Consider the following 15,316-nt stretch of genomic DNA (forward strand, 5'->3'; position numbering starts at 1 on the left):
TGAGGTGTTAAGTATGAGTGAAAACAATTATCAATTTGATGTATTGTATTTAGGAAGTGGACATGGTGCTTTTAACGGTGCTATTCCATTGGCCCTAAAGGGTAAAAAAGCTGGCATTATTGAAGTTGGCAAGATTGGTGGAACTTGTCCTAACCGTGGATGTAACGCTAAGATTGCTTTAGACTTCCCAGTTAAGATGAAAAAAGACGTTGATAACTTCCAAGGACACGGCTTAGATGGAACTACTAAGATCAATTGGGCCGATAACGTTAAGCATGAAAAAGAAGTCATCAGTCAATTACCTGGTGGAATCGAACAGGGTCTAAAGAGTGTTGGCATCGATGTGATCCATGGGTATGGAAAGATCGTTGATGCGCACACCATCGACGTTGACGGTACCAAGTACACTGCTGATAAACTTGTTGTAGCAACTGGAGCTCATTATCACAAGATTGATATTCCGGGTGCTGAGTTGGCATACGATGGAACTGATTTCTTGAACTTAGAAAAACAACCAGAACACATGACCGTTATCGGTGGTGGATACATTGCCATTGAATTTGCTACAATCGCAGCAAATGCTGGAACTAAGGTAACCATCCTATTGCACCATGACAAGGCTTTAAGAAAGTTTTATCAACCATTTGTTGAGTCATTACTTAAAGATCTTGAATCTCAAGGAGTTCAAATCATTCGAAACGTTGATCCTGAATCAATCGAAAAATCAGGTGATGGTTTTGTAGTCAAGACTAACAAAGACGACATTGACTCTGATTGGGTTCTTGACGCAACTGGCCGTGATCCGAACGTTGAAGGATTCGGTCTTAAAGAAGTTGGCGTTGATTACGATAAGAACGGAATCAAAGTTGATGATCATCTTCAAACTTCAGTTGACAGCATTTACGCTGCTGGCGATGTTCTTGATAAACAAGTTGGTAAGTTAACTCCAACCGCTATTTTTGAGTCAATGTACCTTACCAAGTTATTTACTGGTGCTACTACTGATCCAATTAAGTATCCAGCTGTTCCAAGTGCAGTTTTCTCATCACCACGAATTGCTGAGATCGGTGTTAGTGTTGACGAAGCTAAGGCCAACCCTGATAAGTATGATGTTAAAGAATCAGACCTTGCCACTGATTGGTTCAGATTTGCAATGCAGGAGAACAAAGGTAAGACCATTTCAATCACCGACAAACAAGGTTACCTAGTAGGTGCTACTGAAATCAGTTCTGAAGCTGATAACGTTATTAGTACTTTGGCACCATTTGTTGAGTATCACATCTCACCAGAAAAGATGAGCGAATTGCTCCCATTGTTCCCAACACTTGGTTCTGAGACTTTGAATCATCTATAAAATTAAAAATCTATAAAATAAAAAGTTCGCCAAATGGCGAACTTTTTTTTATCTAATTCTATTTAAGAAATTCTGGTTTTCTGAAATCAGGATCTGGATAAGTGTAAAAGCCCTTACCGGATTCAAGACCAATGTTACCTTGGTCAATCATATCCTTGAATTTTTCGGAAGCTTTTTTAACTTCTGGGTTAGTTGACATCTTAGTGATATCATACATGGTTTTCATCCCAATAATGTCCATAATAGCGAATGGACCAAGTGGTGCACCAGTTCCAATCATCCATGCCTTATCGATCGTTTCAGGATCAGAAACGCCATTGTTCCAGAGGACTAAAGCATCTGATAGAAATGGTACTAACAGTGAGTTCAATAGGTAACCAGGTTGTTCCTTGTTAACTAGGATTGGAACCATTCCGATTTCGCGTGAAAACTGTTCCATCTCTTTTGGAAGATCCTTATTAGTTTTAGATTGTGACATGATTTCAGCGGTATTGTTTTTCCAAATTGAGTTAGCGAAGTGGTAACCCAAATACTTGTCAGGGCGACCAGTAGTATCAGCAAACTGTGATGGTAGTAAAGTTGAAGTGTTAGTGACGATAACAGTATCTGGATCAGCTAAATCGTTGAACTTTTTGTAAAAGTCATTTTTAACATCTGGATCCTCAGAAAGAGCCTCGATAACTAAGTCAGCACCCTTAAGAGCGGCCTTTAAATCAGTGGTGTAATGGAGATGTTCCTCTGCGTTCTTGACCTGTTCATCGGTAGCTCCAATGTCTTTTTTTACTGCTTTTTCCCAACGAGCTACTCGCGCCTTAGCACGATCGAGTGAGCCGTCTGAACGGCCCCAAATAGTAGTGTTTTTTCCGTGAAAAGCCGACATGAAAGCAATTTGTGAGCCTAAGGTGCCTCCACCGACAATGACAACGTTATTGAATGTCATGGTGATTTCCTCCTATATATTTACTTATTATCCACTTCTATTTTATGCTAGTGAAAGCGCTTAAGCAACCTTCTTTATCTGTTATAAATGACAATGGTTGCAAGCCAGAGTAAATTAGTTAAAATATTAACTAAATTGTTAATGGAGGTTCAAAATGATGAGTGAGATTAGAAGGGTAACGATTGATGATATTAGTGCTTTACGAGCCATTAGTCGGGAAACGTTTGCCGAGACGTTTGGAACCGAAAATAAACCTGAAAATTTAAATCAATACTTGGATAATGCTTACGATCCGGAAAAATTAAAGAATGAAATTTCTGATCCTAATTCTCAATTTTATTTTGCCTACGTTGATGGAAAGTTAGCTGGTTATCTAAAGTTAAACGTTGATGATGCTCAATCTGAAGAAATGGGTCCGCATCTTTTAGAAGTAGAACGAATTTATTTGAAAAAAGAATTTAAACGTCACGGTCTAGGAACCGAATTGATTGATTTGGCTGTTAATGAGGCGCAGAAAAAAGGGAAAGGAAAGGTTTGGCTTGGGGTCTGGGAACATAATGATGCTGGATTAAAGTTCTATCAAAAAATGGGATTTAAGCAAGTTGGGGATCATGTTTTTCAATTGGGCAAGAGTGCTCAGCGTGATTTGATAATGGAAAAACCAATTAGTGGTAACATTAAGTAAGTAGTTAATAATCTTAATTGGGAAAGTTGGTTCTTTCGTTGTTATTTAATGGTATTTTTCTTTTAATTGCTAGCATCATTGCCGGAACGTTGAGTAGTGTCGTTGGCATGGCAAGTGTGATTCTTTATCCGGCACTTTTGTTTGTTGGATTACCACCAATTATGGCAAACGTCACGATTACGGTGGGAATTATTTTTAGCGGAACGAGTGCCGTCTTGTCATCGAGACGAGAGCTCAAAGGACAGGGTTCGGTCACTCTTCACGTTATGCTATTTGCGGTCATTGGTGCGGTTATTGGATCAATTATCCTGTTACATAGTTCCAATAAAAGCTTTCAAGATGTTGCTCCCTTTGTCATCTTACTGTCTGGAGTTTTAATGTTAATTCCAAAACGACAGTCAACGTTTGCTTCTGAAAGTATTTCAAAAACAGCGAGTGCAATTGCCGCGATTGCCATTGTGATTGTTGGGATTTACGTTGGCTACTTTGGTGCAGGCGGCGGAGTGCTAATGGCTGCCATTTTGATTCGAATTATCGATGCACCATACGCCATTTGCAATGCGGTCCGAAATGTGACGACTTTAACCATGAACGCAGTATCAGCTGCCATCTTTATTTTTACTACCCCAATTAGTTGGAGTGCTTTGGTGGTGCTTGCCATTGGTCTGTTTATTGGTGGGTACATTGGCCCGATTATTGTCCGGGTAATTCCATCAGCTGTAATGAAGTACACGGTTGCGATTGGTGCGATTATCCTGGCTGCTTTTTTAGCATATCAGGCATATTTTTAAAAAAGATGAATGTAGGGAAAATATTATGTGGAATTTAATTTTTTTAGTAGTGGCAGGAGTTGTTAGCGGGGTGCTTGAAAGTACGGTTGGACTGGCCAGTTTAGTTGCTTATCCAGCGATGCTTCTGGCAGGATTTGCACCGATCGTTGCAAACGTTACCAACACGGTTGGCTTTGCTTTTAGTGATTCAAGTGCCATTTTAGCGTCCCAAAAAGAACTTAAGGGACAAAGCAAAGTCATCTTTAAGGTTACCATCTGTGCTGGAATTGGGACCATTATTGGTTCTTTAATTTTACTTAACAGTTCGAATAAAAATTTTGAAAACGTTGCCCCAATCATCATTATGATTTCGGGAGTTTTGATGTTGCTGCCAAAGAGTCAAAAACAATTATCTGAGACGCATATGACCGTATGGGGAAAGATAATTACCGCCATTGCACTTCTTTTTGTTGGGATGTATTTAGGTTACTTTGGTGCTGGCGGAGGAGTCATGTTAATTGCAATTTTACTTCGAGCTGTGAACCAACCCTATGCTGTTTGTAATGCAATCCGAAATTTTGTTTCGTTAATTTTGAATTGGATTTCGGCCATCATATTTATGTTTACAATGCCAATCAATTGGGTGGCTTTGATTGCCATCACAGTTGGGTTACTAGTAGGTGGATATATTGGGCCGTCAGTCGTACGTCATATTCCATCCAATGTTATGAAGTATGGGGTTGGGATCGGTGCCATTGTATTAGCGATTTGTTTGGGAATTAAGACCTATTAATAAAACAAGGAGAAAGTGGAAGTTTGATTTTAAAGTATTTCTTATTGATTTTTGCTGGGATTTTGAGCGGAATTATGGGAACCGCTGTGGGACTTGCTAGCGTTGTTTCATATCCAGCAATGTTGGCTTCCGGACTATCACCAATCGTTTCCAGTGTGACTAACATCGTTGGTTTTGCGTTTAGTAACATGAGCGCAGTGGCTTCATCTCAAAGAGAATTAAAGGGTCAAGGTAAGACCATTTTAAAAGTGGCTATTTTTGCTGGAATTGGGTCTGCACTCGGTTCCCTGATTCTTCTTCGTAGTTCCAACAAAAGTTTTGCAGATATTGCACCAGTTGTCATCATGTTGTCTGGGATTTTGATCATGCTACCGAAGAGTCAAAAGCAGTTAATGAAAACCCATTTGGGATTATGGGGTAAGACCATTACCGCCATTGCACTGACGTTGGTTGGAATGTACTTAGGTTATTTTGGTGCTGGTGGTGGAATTTTGATCATGGCGATTTTAATGCGAGCCTTAAATGAGTCATATGCCGTGGATAATGCCATTCGAAATGTGATGTCACTAGTTATGAATTGGATCTCGGCTTTGATCTTTATTTTTACAATTCAGATTAACTGGCCAGTTCTGATTACGCTAACGATTGGATTGATGATTGGCGGATACATTGGACCAGCCATTGTACGTCTCATCCCATCCAATATCATGAAGTACGGGGTCGGAATCTTGGCAATTTTATTGGCCATTTATTTAGGAATTAAAACTTACTAATCATGTTGCAACCAGCCTGTGATTATGGTACTTTTAAATCAAATAAGATATGACAATAAAGAGGACGAGTACCATTAATTTCTTTTATAGCGAGTCGAAGTTGGTGAGAGTTCGATAAAGAGTTAATGGGAAAAACACCTTGAGTTTTAAAGCTTGAACGAAGTAGGGCTAACGGTCGCAATCCGTTATCATTGTGTGAGTTGGTTTATGTTACATAAACAATATGGGTGGTACCGCGATGACCTCGTCCCTTTTTGAGATGAGGTCTTTTTTATTGTCTAAAAAGGAGTTGTTAAGTATGAAAGAACAAAACGTTTTAGCAAAAGATTTGTACACTAAGAAACACGATTTTGGTAATGAATCAGTAGTTCTAGAAGGATGGATTCGAACCATTCGTAATTCTAAAAAGATTGCCTTTATCGAAGTCAACGACGGTTCATACATTAAGAATGTTCAGGTGATTGTCAAGAGTGATCTAGATAACTTTGATGACATCATCAAACTGCCGATTAGTTCAACTCTGAAGGTGATTGGCAAACTCGTGGACACCCCGGATGCCCCGCAGCCATTTGAAATTCATGCGGAGCAAGTTAAGATTGAGGGTGTTTCTGATCTAGACTATCCACTGCAAAAGAAGAAGCAATCACTTGAGTACCTTCGTTCTATTGCACATTTACGTCCTCGAACCAATACTTTTTACGCTGTTTTCAAGATTCGTTCGATGGCAGCCTTTGCGATTCATGAATACATGCAAAAACACGGCTTTGTCTATGTAAACACTCCGATTGTTACTAGTAGTGACACGGAGGGGGCTGGTGAGATGTTTCAGATCACTAGCTTAGATCAAAATGACCTGCCAAGGGATGAAAATGGTAAAGTCGATTACTCAAAGGATTTCTTTGGTCAAGAGACGAACTTAACCGTTAGTGGACAATTACCAGTCGAGGCCTTTGCTCTGGCATTTAGAAACGTATACACTTTTGGCCCAACTTTTAGAGCTGAAAATTCGCATACTAAACGCCACGCTGCCGAATTTTGGATGATTGAACCGGAAATGGCCTTTGCTGATTTAGATGACATTATCGAAACGTCTGAGGACATGCTAAAGTATGTCATTAATTATCTACTTGAAAATGCTGCAGAGGACCTTCAATTCTTAAATGATAACGTCGACGACAACTTACTTAAGTTGCTTCAAACTACTGTGAACGAGAAGTTTGCGCGGATCACGTATACGGAAGCAATTGATTTGCTTGAAAAGGCCGACGTTCAATTTAAATACCCAGTTAAGTGGGGGATTGATTTAAAGGCTGAACACGAACGTTATCTATCCGAAAAAGTGTTTGGCAAACCCGTGTTTGTCACCGATTATCCACGCAATATCAAAGCCTTCTATATGCGTGATAACGACGATGGCAAGACCGTTGCTGCTTCAGATCTTTTGGTCCCAAGAATTGGTGAACTAGTTGGAGGAAGCCAACGAGAAGAGCGTGAGCAAGAATTGGCTGACAAAATGGATGAATTTCATTTATCAAAGGATGAGTACGAGTGGTACCTCGAATTACGTAAATACGGTGGCACTAAGCACTCTGGCTTTGGAATTGGCTTCGAACGATTACTGATGTATGTCACTGGGATGGATAATATTCGTGATGTTATCCCTTATCCAAGAACCCAAGGTAGTATTAAATTTTAGACTAAAATGAGCCCATGAGAAATCATGAGCTTTTTGTTATCTTTTGTAACAATTCAAATGAAAAAATGATAGTCTATAAATAGCTATTAAATTAGTACAAATCGAAAAGGAGCGCTTTATATGGCAAAAAGTAATGGACTTAGTAGATTAGAAAGATTTTGGTTTATTACCATCATGTTAATCGGTACTTTCACCATGTCGATTAGTCAGTCATCACTATCGACGGCTTATCCCACATTGATGAAGTACTTTGATATTTCAGCATCAACCGTTCAATGGTTAACAACTGGCTTTATGATCATCATGTGTATTATGATGCCGATTAGTCCTTGGCTTTTGAACAACATGAGTTTTAAGAAACTCTTTATGGGAGTTTTACTGATGTTTGATCTAGGGACGTTAATCATTTTAATCAGCAATAGTTTTACGTGGGTTCTGATTGGGAGAGCCTTAGAGGCAATTGCCGTTGGGATTTTGTTTCCATCGTATCAAACTGTTTTACTAAATATCACGCCGGAAGATGATCGAGGAACGATCATGGGAGTTGCTGGACTGGTCATGGGTTCAGCTCTGGCTTGTGGACCAATCATTTCTGGAATCGTTTTGAAGTTTACCACTTGGCGTGGTTTGTTTGATGTTTTCATTGTGATTATCACTGCTGTATTCCTGATTTCATTCTTTGTGATGAAAGACGTTATGCCACGAATTAAATCAAAGTTAGATTGGCTTTCAATCATCTATTCATTTGGTTTGATTGGAATCTTATACGTAATTAGTGAAATTGCTAAACCAAACAATAACTATGGAATGCTTTTACTCATCCTGATTATTAGTATCGTTTTGATTGCGTTGTTTGTTTTCCGTCAGTTTAGAATCAGCAATCCACTATTGAACTTAAACGTGTTAAAGACGTTTAACTATGATTTGGCGGTACTCTTAACCGGATTCTCATACATTTCATTGATTGTAGTTACGATCATTTTCCCACTGTACTATCAACAGGTACTGGGAGTATCACCATTCATTTCCGGGATGGCACTAGTTCCTGGAGCTGTTTTCTTAAGTATCTTGAACCCGATCACGGGTACGATTGTTGATAAAATTGGATTTAAGCCAGTTATGTTAACAGGAATGTTGATGATTGTGCTGGGCTGGGCCATTTTAGCCTTTTTCCCAATTTACAATATTTGGGGCATGATGGTTCTGGCAATGTTAATTGAGGGTGGAAATGCCTTTGTCATGATGCCTGCGGTTACGCTTGGGGCCGATTCACTGCCGGAAGATTTGATTTCTTATGGAACGGCTTTAATTACGACGGTCAGACAGGTACTTGGGTCAACCGGAGTTGCGGTTGCTACGATTGTATTAGTGAGAGCAACTGGATTCTTCAAACTCAGTATGCCGACGATGCCAGCTCAGGTTAATGGATTCCACATGGTTTACTGGGTCTTCTTGGTAATTGCGGTTATCGGACTATTGTTTGCAGTTATGATTAGAACGCCGAAAAAAGATCAAAAATAAATTAAAAACGTATTTTAGGTGGAAATCGAATGATTTCCATCTTTTTTGTTCAAAAGTAAATTAATTTCACAAAGTATTACTTTAATTACTGAAATTAATGGATTTGCAATCGTGATGTAATCATTTGGTATTAATCCTAACCTATCATAGAAAGTGTATGATGATTGTAAAATAATGCACAATAAATTAATAAAGGAGCTGGTAAGATGTTCAAAGGATTAATCAGAGGTGTAACAGTAGCGATTGCGTCGTTAGGTTTATTTGGTGTTGTAAACATCGCCACTAACCAAAATCGAGTATCCGCAAATAAAGTCCATTTTTCAAACGTTAAGCGGGTTGCTACTAGTGAGCTTGGTAAATCATATTCGTACGGTGCAGTCGGACCTAACAGTTTTGATTGCTCTGGCTTTACTCAGTATGTCATGGAAAATGGTGCTAATCGTAATATTGTAAGAACCGCACAGGCTCAATACGATGCTTATAAGCATGTTAGAAAGAGTAAAATCAAAAAAGGTGACTTAGTCTTCTTTGGTTCAAGTAAAAGTGACATTTACCACGTTGGGATTGCTTTAAACAAACATCAAATGATTGATGCGCAAAATCGTGGAGTGGTGATTGAGCCAATCCACGCCCCGTGGTGGCATTTAGTGGGGGTTTCGCGTCCAGTTTCATTTACTAAGAAAACAGTTTAAAGTCCCGTTAGGTTTTAATGAGCCTGACGGCTTTTTTGACTTCTCCAACTTTGCTGATTACTATGTAGGCAAATGTTGAAGGGAGTGCATTTCAAGTGCTAAGAAAAGACGAGCCATTTTTACCAATTACATCAAGAAAGGAACTTCGTGACTGGTTTGCTGAAAATTGCAAGAGAGAAGATTGTCTGTGGGTTCCAGTCAGCATGAGTAAAACCAGTGAAGAAAAGATGTTTTATTTGGATATCGTCGAAGAGGCACTGTGTTTTGGCTGGGTCGATGGTTTGCATAAAAGTTCGGATGAAACGGGACTAGCACAACGATTGACTCCTCGAAAGGAAAACAGTAACTGGACCGAGCTCAACAAGGAGCGGGCTCGAAGACTAATTAAACTAGGTTTAATGACTGAAGAAGGCAAACGAGTGTTACCAGATTTGTCTCCTAAATCGTTTAAGATTATTCAGCCCGTTAAACGTGCCTTAAAACGTGATCCGAAAGTATGGGATAACTTTAACCATTTTCCCGATTTGTACCAACGAGTTCGCGTTGATGGTGTTCAGTCCCGCTTGAAATTTAGTAAACCCCAATCATATAAACATCGGTTACGTAAGCTAGTAAAGAAGACGAAAGTCAATGAGATGTATGGTGGTTGGTGTGATGATGGAAGATTGTTGCATTATTAAGTATGATATTTACACTTTGTTATTTCTCTTTGTTTTATAAATTTGATTGTCTATAATATATATTTTGTTATTTAACAATTTCTGTAATACTTTCTTTTTTGAGAAAAGTACTTTGTCTACCCAAAAAGATAGAATTAGGAATAGCATTGGAATTATTATTAAACATAAAATAATCAATTTTATTTCATAATTATAAACAAAAATACTTAATAAAATCGATAATACTAATGATATTACAGGTAATATTATAGAAAAAAGAATTTGAATATCAGATATATCATTATTACCATTGATTTCATTTAACAAATGGTTTAAGTGATTTTTTTGCCACTTAACGTCATTTGAATTTTGAAGTTGTTTGTCAAGTTTGCATTTTAAATTTTCCTTTTTTTGTGTCTGATCTTTTTTTGCATTTAAAATTTGTAGTACAACTCTTATAATCATAGACACACATAAAATTATAGCAATTACTATAGAAATGACACTAACGCTGTTCATTAAAGCTAAAATTATTACAATGATAAAAAATGATATAAAAAAAAGTTCAGCTATTATTTCTGTTAGATCATTGAATTTAAGAGGGAATCCATTTGGAGCAGATTCATATAATTCTAGTGCATTATCGGATAATCCTTGATAGTTAGTATTTTTAAACATTTTATCGCTCCTTTTTAGATGTAAATTTACCTAAGCAGGTAAAAAACTAATGTGTGTTCATGGACTAAATTGTTGATTGTCATTTGCTTCATAAAATTATACAGAAAGATATACTTTATATTCAAATAATAGCTACTAGTGATATTGGGTTAGAAGGGACTATTAAAAATAATGGGGACGGAACTGCTAACGTATCAGAAAACGTTGTTTCAGAAGCAACCAGTCCGCATTCTTCAAGTTTAGAGAGAAATGGGACAATTCCACGTTAAACCTATAGAATACAAAAAAGCGAGCCAATCAACTTAATGACTGGTTCGCTTTTTATTATGGAGGCGGCGGGATTTGAACCCGCGTCCGAGCATATTGCCTCCTGAACGTCTACATTCGTAGGCTAATCATTTGAAGTTCACTGTACAATCCGCAATTAGTCAATGCTAGCATGCACAGCTAATCTGATTAATCTCTTCATACTACTTCAGATGGGAGCAGTAAGCGTATCCTATTAAAGGTAGGACCTAGGACTGATCCATAGGAAAAATCAGCTAGATCTACGTCAAGCGCTTATTAGGCAGCTACGGCGTAAGAATTGTTATTATTTTTTGCAGTTATAATTAAACTGAGCGATTTGACGCATCGTCGTACGGAATGCAATTCAGGCTCAAACTATACCCGTCGAATCCATAACGCCCCCGACAGACACATTATTACTATACCATGATATCTGCCTAATTTACAGTAATTTAGATCAGGTTAAAATGCTTCAGTCCGTTGACAATTCCATGGTCGGTATTTTTGGTGGTAATGAATTCACCATGTGGTTTGACATTTGGAAGTCCATTACCCATTACGACCGGATGATCAACGTAGTCTAACATTGGGATGTCGTTATTACCGTCTCCAAACGCGTATGTTGGGATTCCAGTTAGTCCAGCAGTGTTTATTAATTGCTTGATTCCAGTAGCCTTAGAAACGTCATGAACGACCACATCAATTGAATAGGGCGAATTACGGTAAAAGGTTAGGACATCTCCAAAGTTTTCTACGTAGTCAGTATCCAGATCAGTATTGGTAACCACCATCATGTTAATGGGATTTTCGTGCCAATACTTTTTTGTGACAATGGTCGGAAGTGGAGCGTGGACGTGTTCAAAGGCTTTAACTGCCAATTCATCGTGATTGGTAATGGCACCACGTTTTTGGTTCAGTAAAACTAATGTATTATCGTGTTTTTCAACAAAGTTGTACAAACGATCAATGATTTTGGGGTTGATTGTATTAGAAAAGACTTCTTGGTTTCTTAACATTCCAAAATCACCGTTTGCGGCTACCACGGAATCAATCTTGGTTTTCTCTAACGTATCTCTGATTTCAAAAAGATTCCTTCCGGTTGAGATTACCGGAAGGCCACCATGTTTTCTGATTTCATCCATTGCGTTTGCAACTTCATCGTTCACCTTTGAATTTTCATCAAACAAGGTCCTATCTAAGTCAAAAAATACTAAATATTTATACATAATCGAATCTCCTTTGCTTATTATTTTAACATATGACCTACTTTGCAATCCTACTAATTAATCGTGATTACATGTACAATGAGATAGGAAGCGATTTTTAGAGGAGAATAAAATAATATGAAAAAAGTTGAAATAACCGGTAAAGCCGTCAAAAAGTTTGAGGGCGGTTATCCACAAATTAGTGAAAAAGATTTAGTTAACGAAGCGGATTTTAGCAACGGCGAAGTCGTGGCTTTAATTAAGGGAGATCATTTCGTTGCCAGTGCTTACTTTGGCAAACAAGCTGGGGGAATCGGTTGGATTTTGGATCGCAGGGAAAATCAATCTATCGACGATCGTTTCTTTGGTCATTTATTTAGTCAGGCCTTCAGTAAAAGGATCTTACTTCAAGATGAAGGCATTGATATTCATCGCCGGTTTAACGGACAGGGAGACGGTTTGGCCGGAATTACGATTGACAGCTACGATGGTCAAGACGTGATTACCTGGGAAAATGCTGGAATTTACCAATTGCGAAATCAGTTGATTCCAATCATTGTTAATCAATTGGGGAGTTACCAGAATTTATACGAGTATCAGCAGTTTGAACATGGTTCTGAAATCAAGTCAGTTGAAAACGCTAGTCCCGATCCAGTAGGCTCGGCCAATGTCTTGGAGGGTGAAGTAACGTATCCAATTAGTTTACAGAACGCCAAAACGACAGGATTAGACATTATTTATCGCGATGTAAGACAGGACGTTTTTGATCAATCACAAGATAAAGTTGGTCTAAATTTATTTTATGAGGGAACCGGAGTTGCTAGTGCCATGATTGGTGGTGGTAGCGTTAAGACCGTTAATGTTGACGATAGTAATCGTGCTAAATCTCAATTGATTAATGAAATTGATGCTAATGGATACGTGATCGGTGCCCAAGAGGTCAGAAAAATGAGTGTCTTTGGGTATTTAGACTATGCGCAAAAGCATGATTTGAAGTTTGACTTAATCACCGTTAACGTGCCTGTCTTTGTTAGAGATAAAAAGAATCGGTTTGAGATTAAGCGTGATTTACAAGCTCTCGTTAGTGCGGTAAGTCAAGTTGCTAGTAAGGATGCGTCCGTCTTCTTTACCACAGATACCAATAAAATGAATTCGAAAAAGTTTCGGTCTGAAATCTCGGATGCATTTGCCGCAAACGGTGTTAACGTTAATTTTGGCAAGACTTACTCTAATCCAAATGATTTTCCGATTGACCCTGATTATGAACGTGAGGGATCGTTTAAAGGAATCAATGTGCGGATTAAATAAGAACTAATATAATAAAATTAACAGAGCAAAAACATCATTATGTAATTAATTTTTGTTGTATAATGTAAGCGATATTATAGAAAGTGGGGATAGTGTAATGGCTTATTTGAAATTTGATGATTCTAAGTTAAGCAAGTTTGTACATCCGGATGAGTTGCCTGAGATTCAAGCGATGGTGACTGCAGCGGATAAAGAGTTAAGGGATGGCACTGGTGCTGGAAATGATTTCCGTGATTGGTTAGATCTTCCAGAAAATTATGACAAAGATGAGTTCGCAAGAATTCAAAAAGCGGCTGACAAAATCAAGTCTGATTCAAAGGTTTTAGTTGTAATTGGAATTGGTGGTTCATATTTAGGTGCCAAGATGGCCGTTGATTTTCTAAATGGTACGTTTTACAACTCTGAACCTGACGAAAAGCGTCGTGGTGTAAAGGTTGTCTTTGCAGGTAATTCACTTAGTGCTCCATACATTCATGATTTGTTGAACTACATTGGTGACGATGACTTTTCAATTAACATCATTTCTAAGTCTGGAACAACCACTGAGCCAGCAATTGCTTTCCGAATTTTCAAGGAAAAGTTAGTTAAAAAGTATGGTGAAGATGAAGCTAACAAACGAATCTATGCTACTACTGATGCTCATCGTGGTGCTTTGAAACAAGAAGCCGACGCTAACGGCTACGAAACCTTCGTAATTCCAGATGGTGTTGGTGGACGATACTCAGTTCTTACCCCAGTTGGTTTATTACCAATTGCTGCAACTGGTGCTGACATTAGTCAATTAATGAAGGGTGCACTTGATTCTTCTAAGGAATACACCAATCCAGATGTTAATAAAAACGATGCCTATCGTTACGCTGCGTTGAGAAATATCCTTTACAGAAAAGGTTACACCACTGAATTACTCGAAAACTACGAACCAAACATGAGAATGTTCTCAGAGTGGTGGAAGCAGTTAATGGGTGAGTCAGAAGGAAAAGACCAAAAGGGAATTTATCCATCATCAGCTAACTTTACAACTGATCTTCATTCATTAGGTCAATACATTCAAGAGGGACTCCGTGATCTGATTGAAACGGTTGTTAAATTAGATAAGCCTGATGACGATATTGCGATTCCAAAGGAAGAGTCAAACCTTGATGGTCTTAAATACCTTCAAGATGACACGGTTAACGAAGTTAATACCAAAGCCTATGAAGGGGTTGTTTTAGCTCATACCGATGGTGGGGTTCCAGTTATGACCGTTCATATTCCTGATCAATCAGAATATTCACTAGGTTACTTGATTTACTTCTTTGAAGTTGCGGTTGCTATTTCTGGTTATCTAAATGGCATTAATCCATTCAATCAACCAGGCGTTGAAGCATACAAGAATAATATGTACGCACTATTAGGTAAACCTGGTTACGAAGAATTAACCAAGAAACTGGATGCAGAATTAAAAAAGGAAAACAATAACTAAATAGACAAAAAGAACGGATTCAACTGAATCCGTTCTTTTTATATGGTCAATGATTTGATTGTAATAAGAGGGTTATTCCCATTTTCCCTCAAGAGTACGAAGTTTTTTAATCAAACGTTGTTGGGCTCTTTCAAGATCATTCATTTGATCATCAACGTGACGGTTTTTGTCCATTCCACGTTTATCATCTCGAGTCGGCTTAGCAACCTTAGTATCACGTAAGTTATTGGTCTGATTTTCATTTTCAATCAACTCTTTCACAACGTCCATTCGTTCGTTGTAATTAGATAATAAATCAGCGTTGAATTTATCTGAGTTTTCTTTTTGGAACTTTTCTTGATCCTTGATTAATTTTTTAAGTTCTTTTTCTTTTGAGTGTGCGTCCATATTGTCATACCTCCAATATAAAAAGAATAGCACTAATGATGTTTCAATAGCAATCTAATTTTATAAATAAAAATGGTCTTCCGATTAATCGGAAGACCATTTATT

General features: G+C 38.1%; 15 protein-coding genes, 1 other RNA gene and 1 other annotated feature. Of the genes, 11 read left to right on the forward strand and 5 right to left on the reverse strand.

Features of this window, described 5'->3' with window-relative positions; translation table 11 throughout:
- The first annotated feature begins 13 nt into the window (after positions 1–13).
- On the forward strand, positions 14–1,354 hold the full coding sequence (locus AC6UD6_RS05945; protein WP_500696033.1) for a dihydrolipoyl dehydrogenase family protein: 1,341 nt from the start codon (positions 14–16) through the stop codon (positions 1,352–1,354).
- Between the two features lie 58 nt (positions 1,355–1,412).
- Here the strand turns inward: AC6UD6_RS05945 and AC6UD6_RS05950 are convergent, their stop codons facing one another.
- Complete coding sequence (locus tag AC6UD6_RS05950; RefSeq protein ID WP_500696034.1) at positions 1,413–2,294, reverse strand: 3-hydroxyacyl-CoA dehydrogenase; 882 nt, start codon at positions 2,292–2,294, stop codon at positions 1,413–1,415.
- Between the two features lie 157 nt (positions 2,295–2,451).
- Here AC6UD6_RS05950 and AC6UD6_RS05955 point away from each other — a divergent pair, with 157 nt between their 5' ends.
- From AC6UD6_RS05955 to AC6UD6_RS05990, 8 genes are all read left to right on the forward strand, one after another.
- Positions 2,452–2,979 (forward strand): GNAT family N-acetyltransferase, encoded by a 528-nt coding sequence (locus tag AC6UD6_RS05955; RefSeq protein WP_500696110.1) that lies wholly within the window; start codon positions 2,452–2,454, stop codon positions 2,977–2,979.
- Between the two features lie 17 nt (positions 2,980–2,996).
- Complete coding sequence (locus AC6UD6_RS05960) at positions 2,997–3,770, forward strand: sulfite exporter TauE/SafE family protein (RefSeq protein ID WP_500696035.1); 774 nt, start codon at positions 2,997–2,999, stop codon at positions 3,768–3,770.
- A gap of 25 nt (positions 3,771–3,795) precedes the next feature.
- On the forward strand, positions 3,796–4,542 hold the full coding sequence (locus tag AC6UD6_RS05965; RefSeq protein ID WP_500696036.1) for a sulfite exporter TauE/SafE family protein: 747 nt from the start codon (positions 3,796–3,798) through the stop codon (positions 4,540–4,542).
- 23 nt (positions 4,543–4,565) lie between these two features.
- Positions 4,566–5,315, forward strand: a complete 750-nt coding sequence (locus AC6UD6_RS05970) for a sulfite exporter TauE/SafE family protein (protein ID WP_500696037.1) — start codon at positions 4,566–4,568, stop codon at positions 5,313–5,315.
- A 46-nt stretch (positions 5,316–5,361) separates the two neighbouring features.
- Positions 5,362–5,570: a binding site (T-box leader), on the forward strand.
- Positions 5,571–5,613: 43 nt separating this feature from the next.
- Complete coding sequence (gene asnS / locus AC6UD6_RS05975) at positions 5,614–7,011, forward strand: asparagine--tRNA ligase (RefSeq protein WP_500696038.1); 1,398 nt, start codon at positions 5,614–5,616, stop codon at positions 7,009–7,011.
- A 120-nt stretch (positions 7,012–7,131) separates the two neighbouring features.
- Positions 7,132–8,532, forward strand: a complete 1,401-nt coding sequence (locus AC6UD6_RS05980) for a DHA2 family efflux MFS transporter permease subunit (RefSeq protein ID WP_500696039.1) — start codon at positions 7,132–7,134, stop codon at positions 8,530–8,532.
- Between the two features lie 206 nt (positions 8,533–8,738).
- Positions 8,739–9,224 carry a C40 family peptidase gene (locus tag AC6UD6_RS05985; protein ID WP_500696040.1) on the forward strand — a complete coding sequence of 162 codons (486 nt, stop codon included), beginning with the start codon at positions 8,739–8,741 and terminating at the stop codon, positions 9,222–9,224.
- Between the two features lie 95 nt (positions 9,225–9,319).
- Positions 9,320–9,904 (forward strand): YdeI/OmpD-associated family protein, encoded by a 585-nt coding sequence (locus AC6UD6_RS05990; protein ID WP_500696041.1) that lies wholly within the window; start codon positions 9,320–9,322, stop codon positions 9,902–9,904.
- A gap of 9 nt (positions 9,905–9,913) precedes the next feature.
- Here the strand turns inward: AC6UD6_RS05990 and AC6UD6_RS05995 are convergent, their stop codons facing one another.
- The 3 genes from AC6UD6_RS05995 to AC6UD6_RS06005 form a co-directional block, all read right to left on the reverse strand.
- A complete protein-coding gene (locus AC6UD6_RS05995; protein WP_500696042.1) occupies positions 9,914–10,561 on the reverse strand; it encodes a hypothetical protein in 648 nt (215 codons plus the stop codon).
- A gap of 324 nt (positions 10,562–10,885) precedes the next feature.
- Positions 10,886–11,252, reverse strand: a transfer-messenger RNA (tmRNA) gene (ssrA, locus tag AC6UD6_RS06000).
- 49 nt (positions 11,253–11,301) lie between these two features.
- A complete protein-coding gene (locus AC6UD6_RS06005) occupies positions 11,302–12,075 on the reverse strand; it encodes a Cof-type HAD-IIB family hydrolase (RefSeq protein WP_500696043.1) in 774 nt (257 codons plus the stop codon).
- A gap of 117 nt (positions 12,076–12,192) precedes the next feature.
- Here AC6UD6_RS06005 and AC6UD6_RS06010 point away from each other — a divergent pair, with 117 nt between their 5' ends.
- Both AC6UD6_RS06010 and AC6UD6_RS06015 read left to right on the forward strand, forming a co-directional pair.
- Positions 12,193–13,362 (forward strand): class I SAM-dependent methyltransferase, encoded by a 1,170-nt coding sequence (locus tag AC6UD6_RS06010; protein ID WP_500696044.1) that lies wholly within the window; start codon positions 12,193–12,195, stop codon positions 13,360–13,362.
- 97 nt (positions 13,363–13,459) lie between these two features.
- On the forward strand, positions 13,460–14,824 hold the full coding sequence (locus AC6UD6_RS06015; RefSeq protein WP_500696045.1) for a glucose-6-phosphate isomerase: 1,365 nt from the start codon (positions 13,460–13,462) through the stop codon (positions 14,822–14,824).
- A 72-nt stretch (positions 14,825–14,896) separates the two neighbouring features.
- On the opposite strand, the gene AC6UD6_RS06020 is transcribed toward AC6UD6_RS06015, so the two are convergent.
- Positions 14,897–15,211, reverse strand: a complete 315-nt coding sequence (locus AC6UD6_RS06020) for a hypothetical protein (protein WP_500694336.1) — start codon at positions 15,209–15,211, stop codon at positions 14,897–14,899.
- Positions 15,212–15,316: the final 105 nt, after the last annotated feature.

It is taken from the genome of Fructilactobacillus sp. X8R2C1, assembly GCF_059900955.1.

Bases quoted from the DNA above. Each gene is read 5' to 3' on its own strand.
- AC6UD6_RS06005 (WP_500696043.1), bottom strand. From the start codon at position 12,075: ATGTATAAATATTTAGTATTTTTTGACTTAGATAGGACCTTGTTTGAT.
- AC6UD6_RS05985 (WP_500696040.1), top strand. From the start codon at position 8,739: ATGTTCAAAGGATTAATCAGAGGTGTAACAGTAGCGATTGCGTCGTTA.
- AC6UD6_RS05995 (WP_500696042.1), bottom strand. From the start codon at position 10,561: ATGTTTAAAAATACTAACTATCAAGGATTATCCGATAATGCACTAGAA.
- AC6UD6_RS05965 (WP_500696036.1), top strand. From the start codon at position 3,796: ATGTGGAATTTAATTTTTTTAGTAGTGGCAGGAGTTGTTAGCGGGGTG.
- AC6UD6_RS05955 (WP_500696110.1), top strand. From the start codon at position 2,452: ATGAGTGAGATTAGAAGGGTAACGATTGATGATATTAGTGCTTTACGA.
- AC6UD6_RS06015 (WP_500696045.1), top strand. From the start codon at position 13,460: ATGGCTTATTTGAAATTTGATGATTCTAAGTTAAGCAAGTTTGTACAT.
- asnS (WP_500696038.1), top strand. From the start codon at position 5,614: ATGAAAGAACAAAACGTTTTAGCAAAAGATTTGTACACTAAGAAACAC.
- AC6UD6_RS05945 (WP_500696033.1), top strand. From the start codon at position 14: ATGAGTGAAAACAATTATCAATTTGATGTATTGTATTTAGGAAGTGGA.
- AC6UD6_RS06010 (WP_500696044.1), top strand. From the start codon at position 12,193: ATGAAAAAAGTTGAAATAACCGGTAAAGCCGTCAAAAAGTTTGAGGGC.
- AC6UD6_RS05950 (WP_500696034.1), bottom strand. From the start codon at position 2,294: ATGACATTCAATAACGTTGTCATTGTCGGTGGAGGCACCTTAGGCTCA.
- AC6UD6_RS05980 (WP_500696039.1), top strand. From the start codon at position 7,132: ATGGCAAAAAGTAATGGACTTAGTAGATTAGAAAGATTTTGGTTTATT.
- AC6UD6_RS06020 (WP_500694336.1), bottom strand. From the start codon at position 15,211: ATGGACGCACACTCAAAAGAAAAAGAACTTAAAAAATTAATCAAGGAT.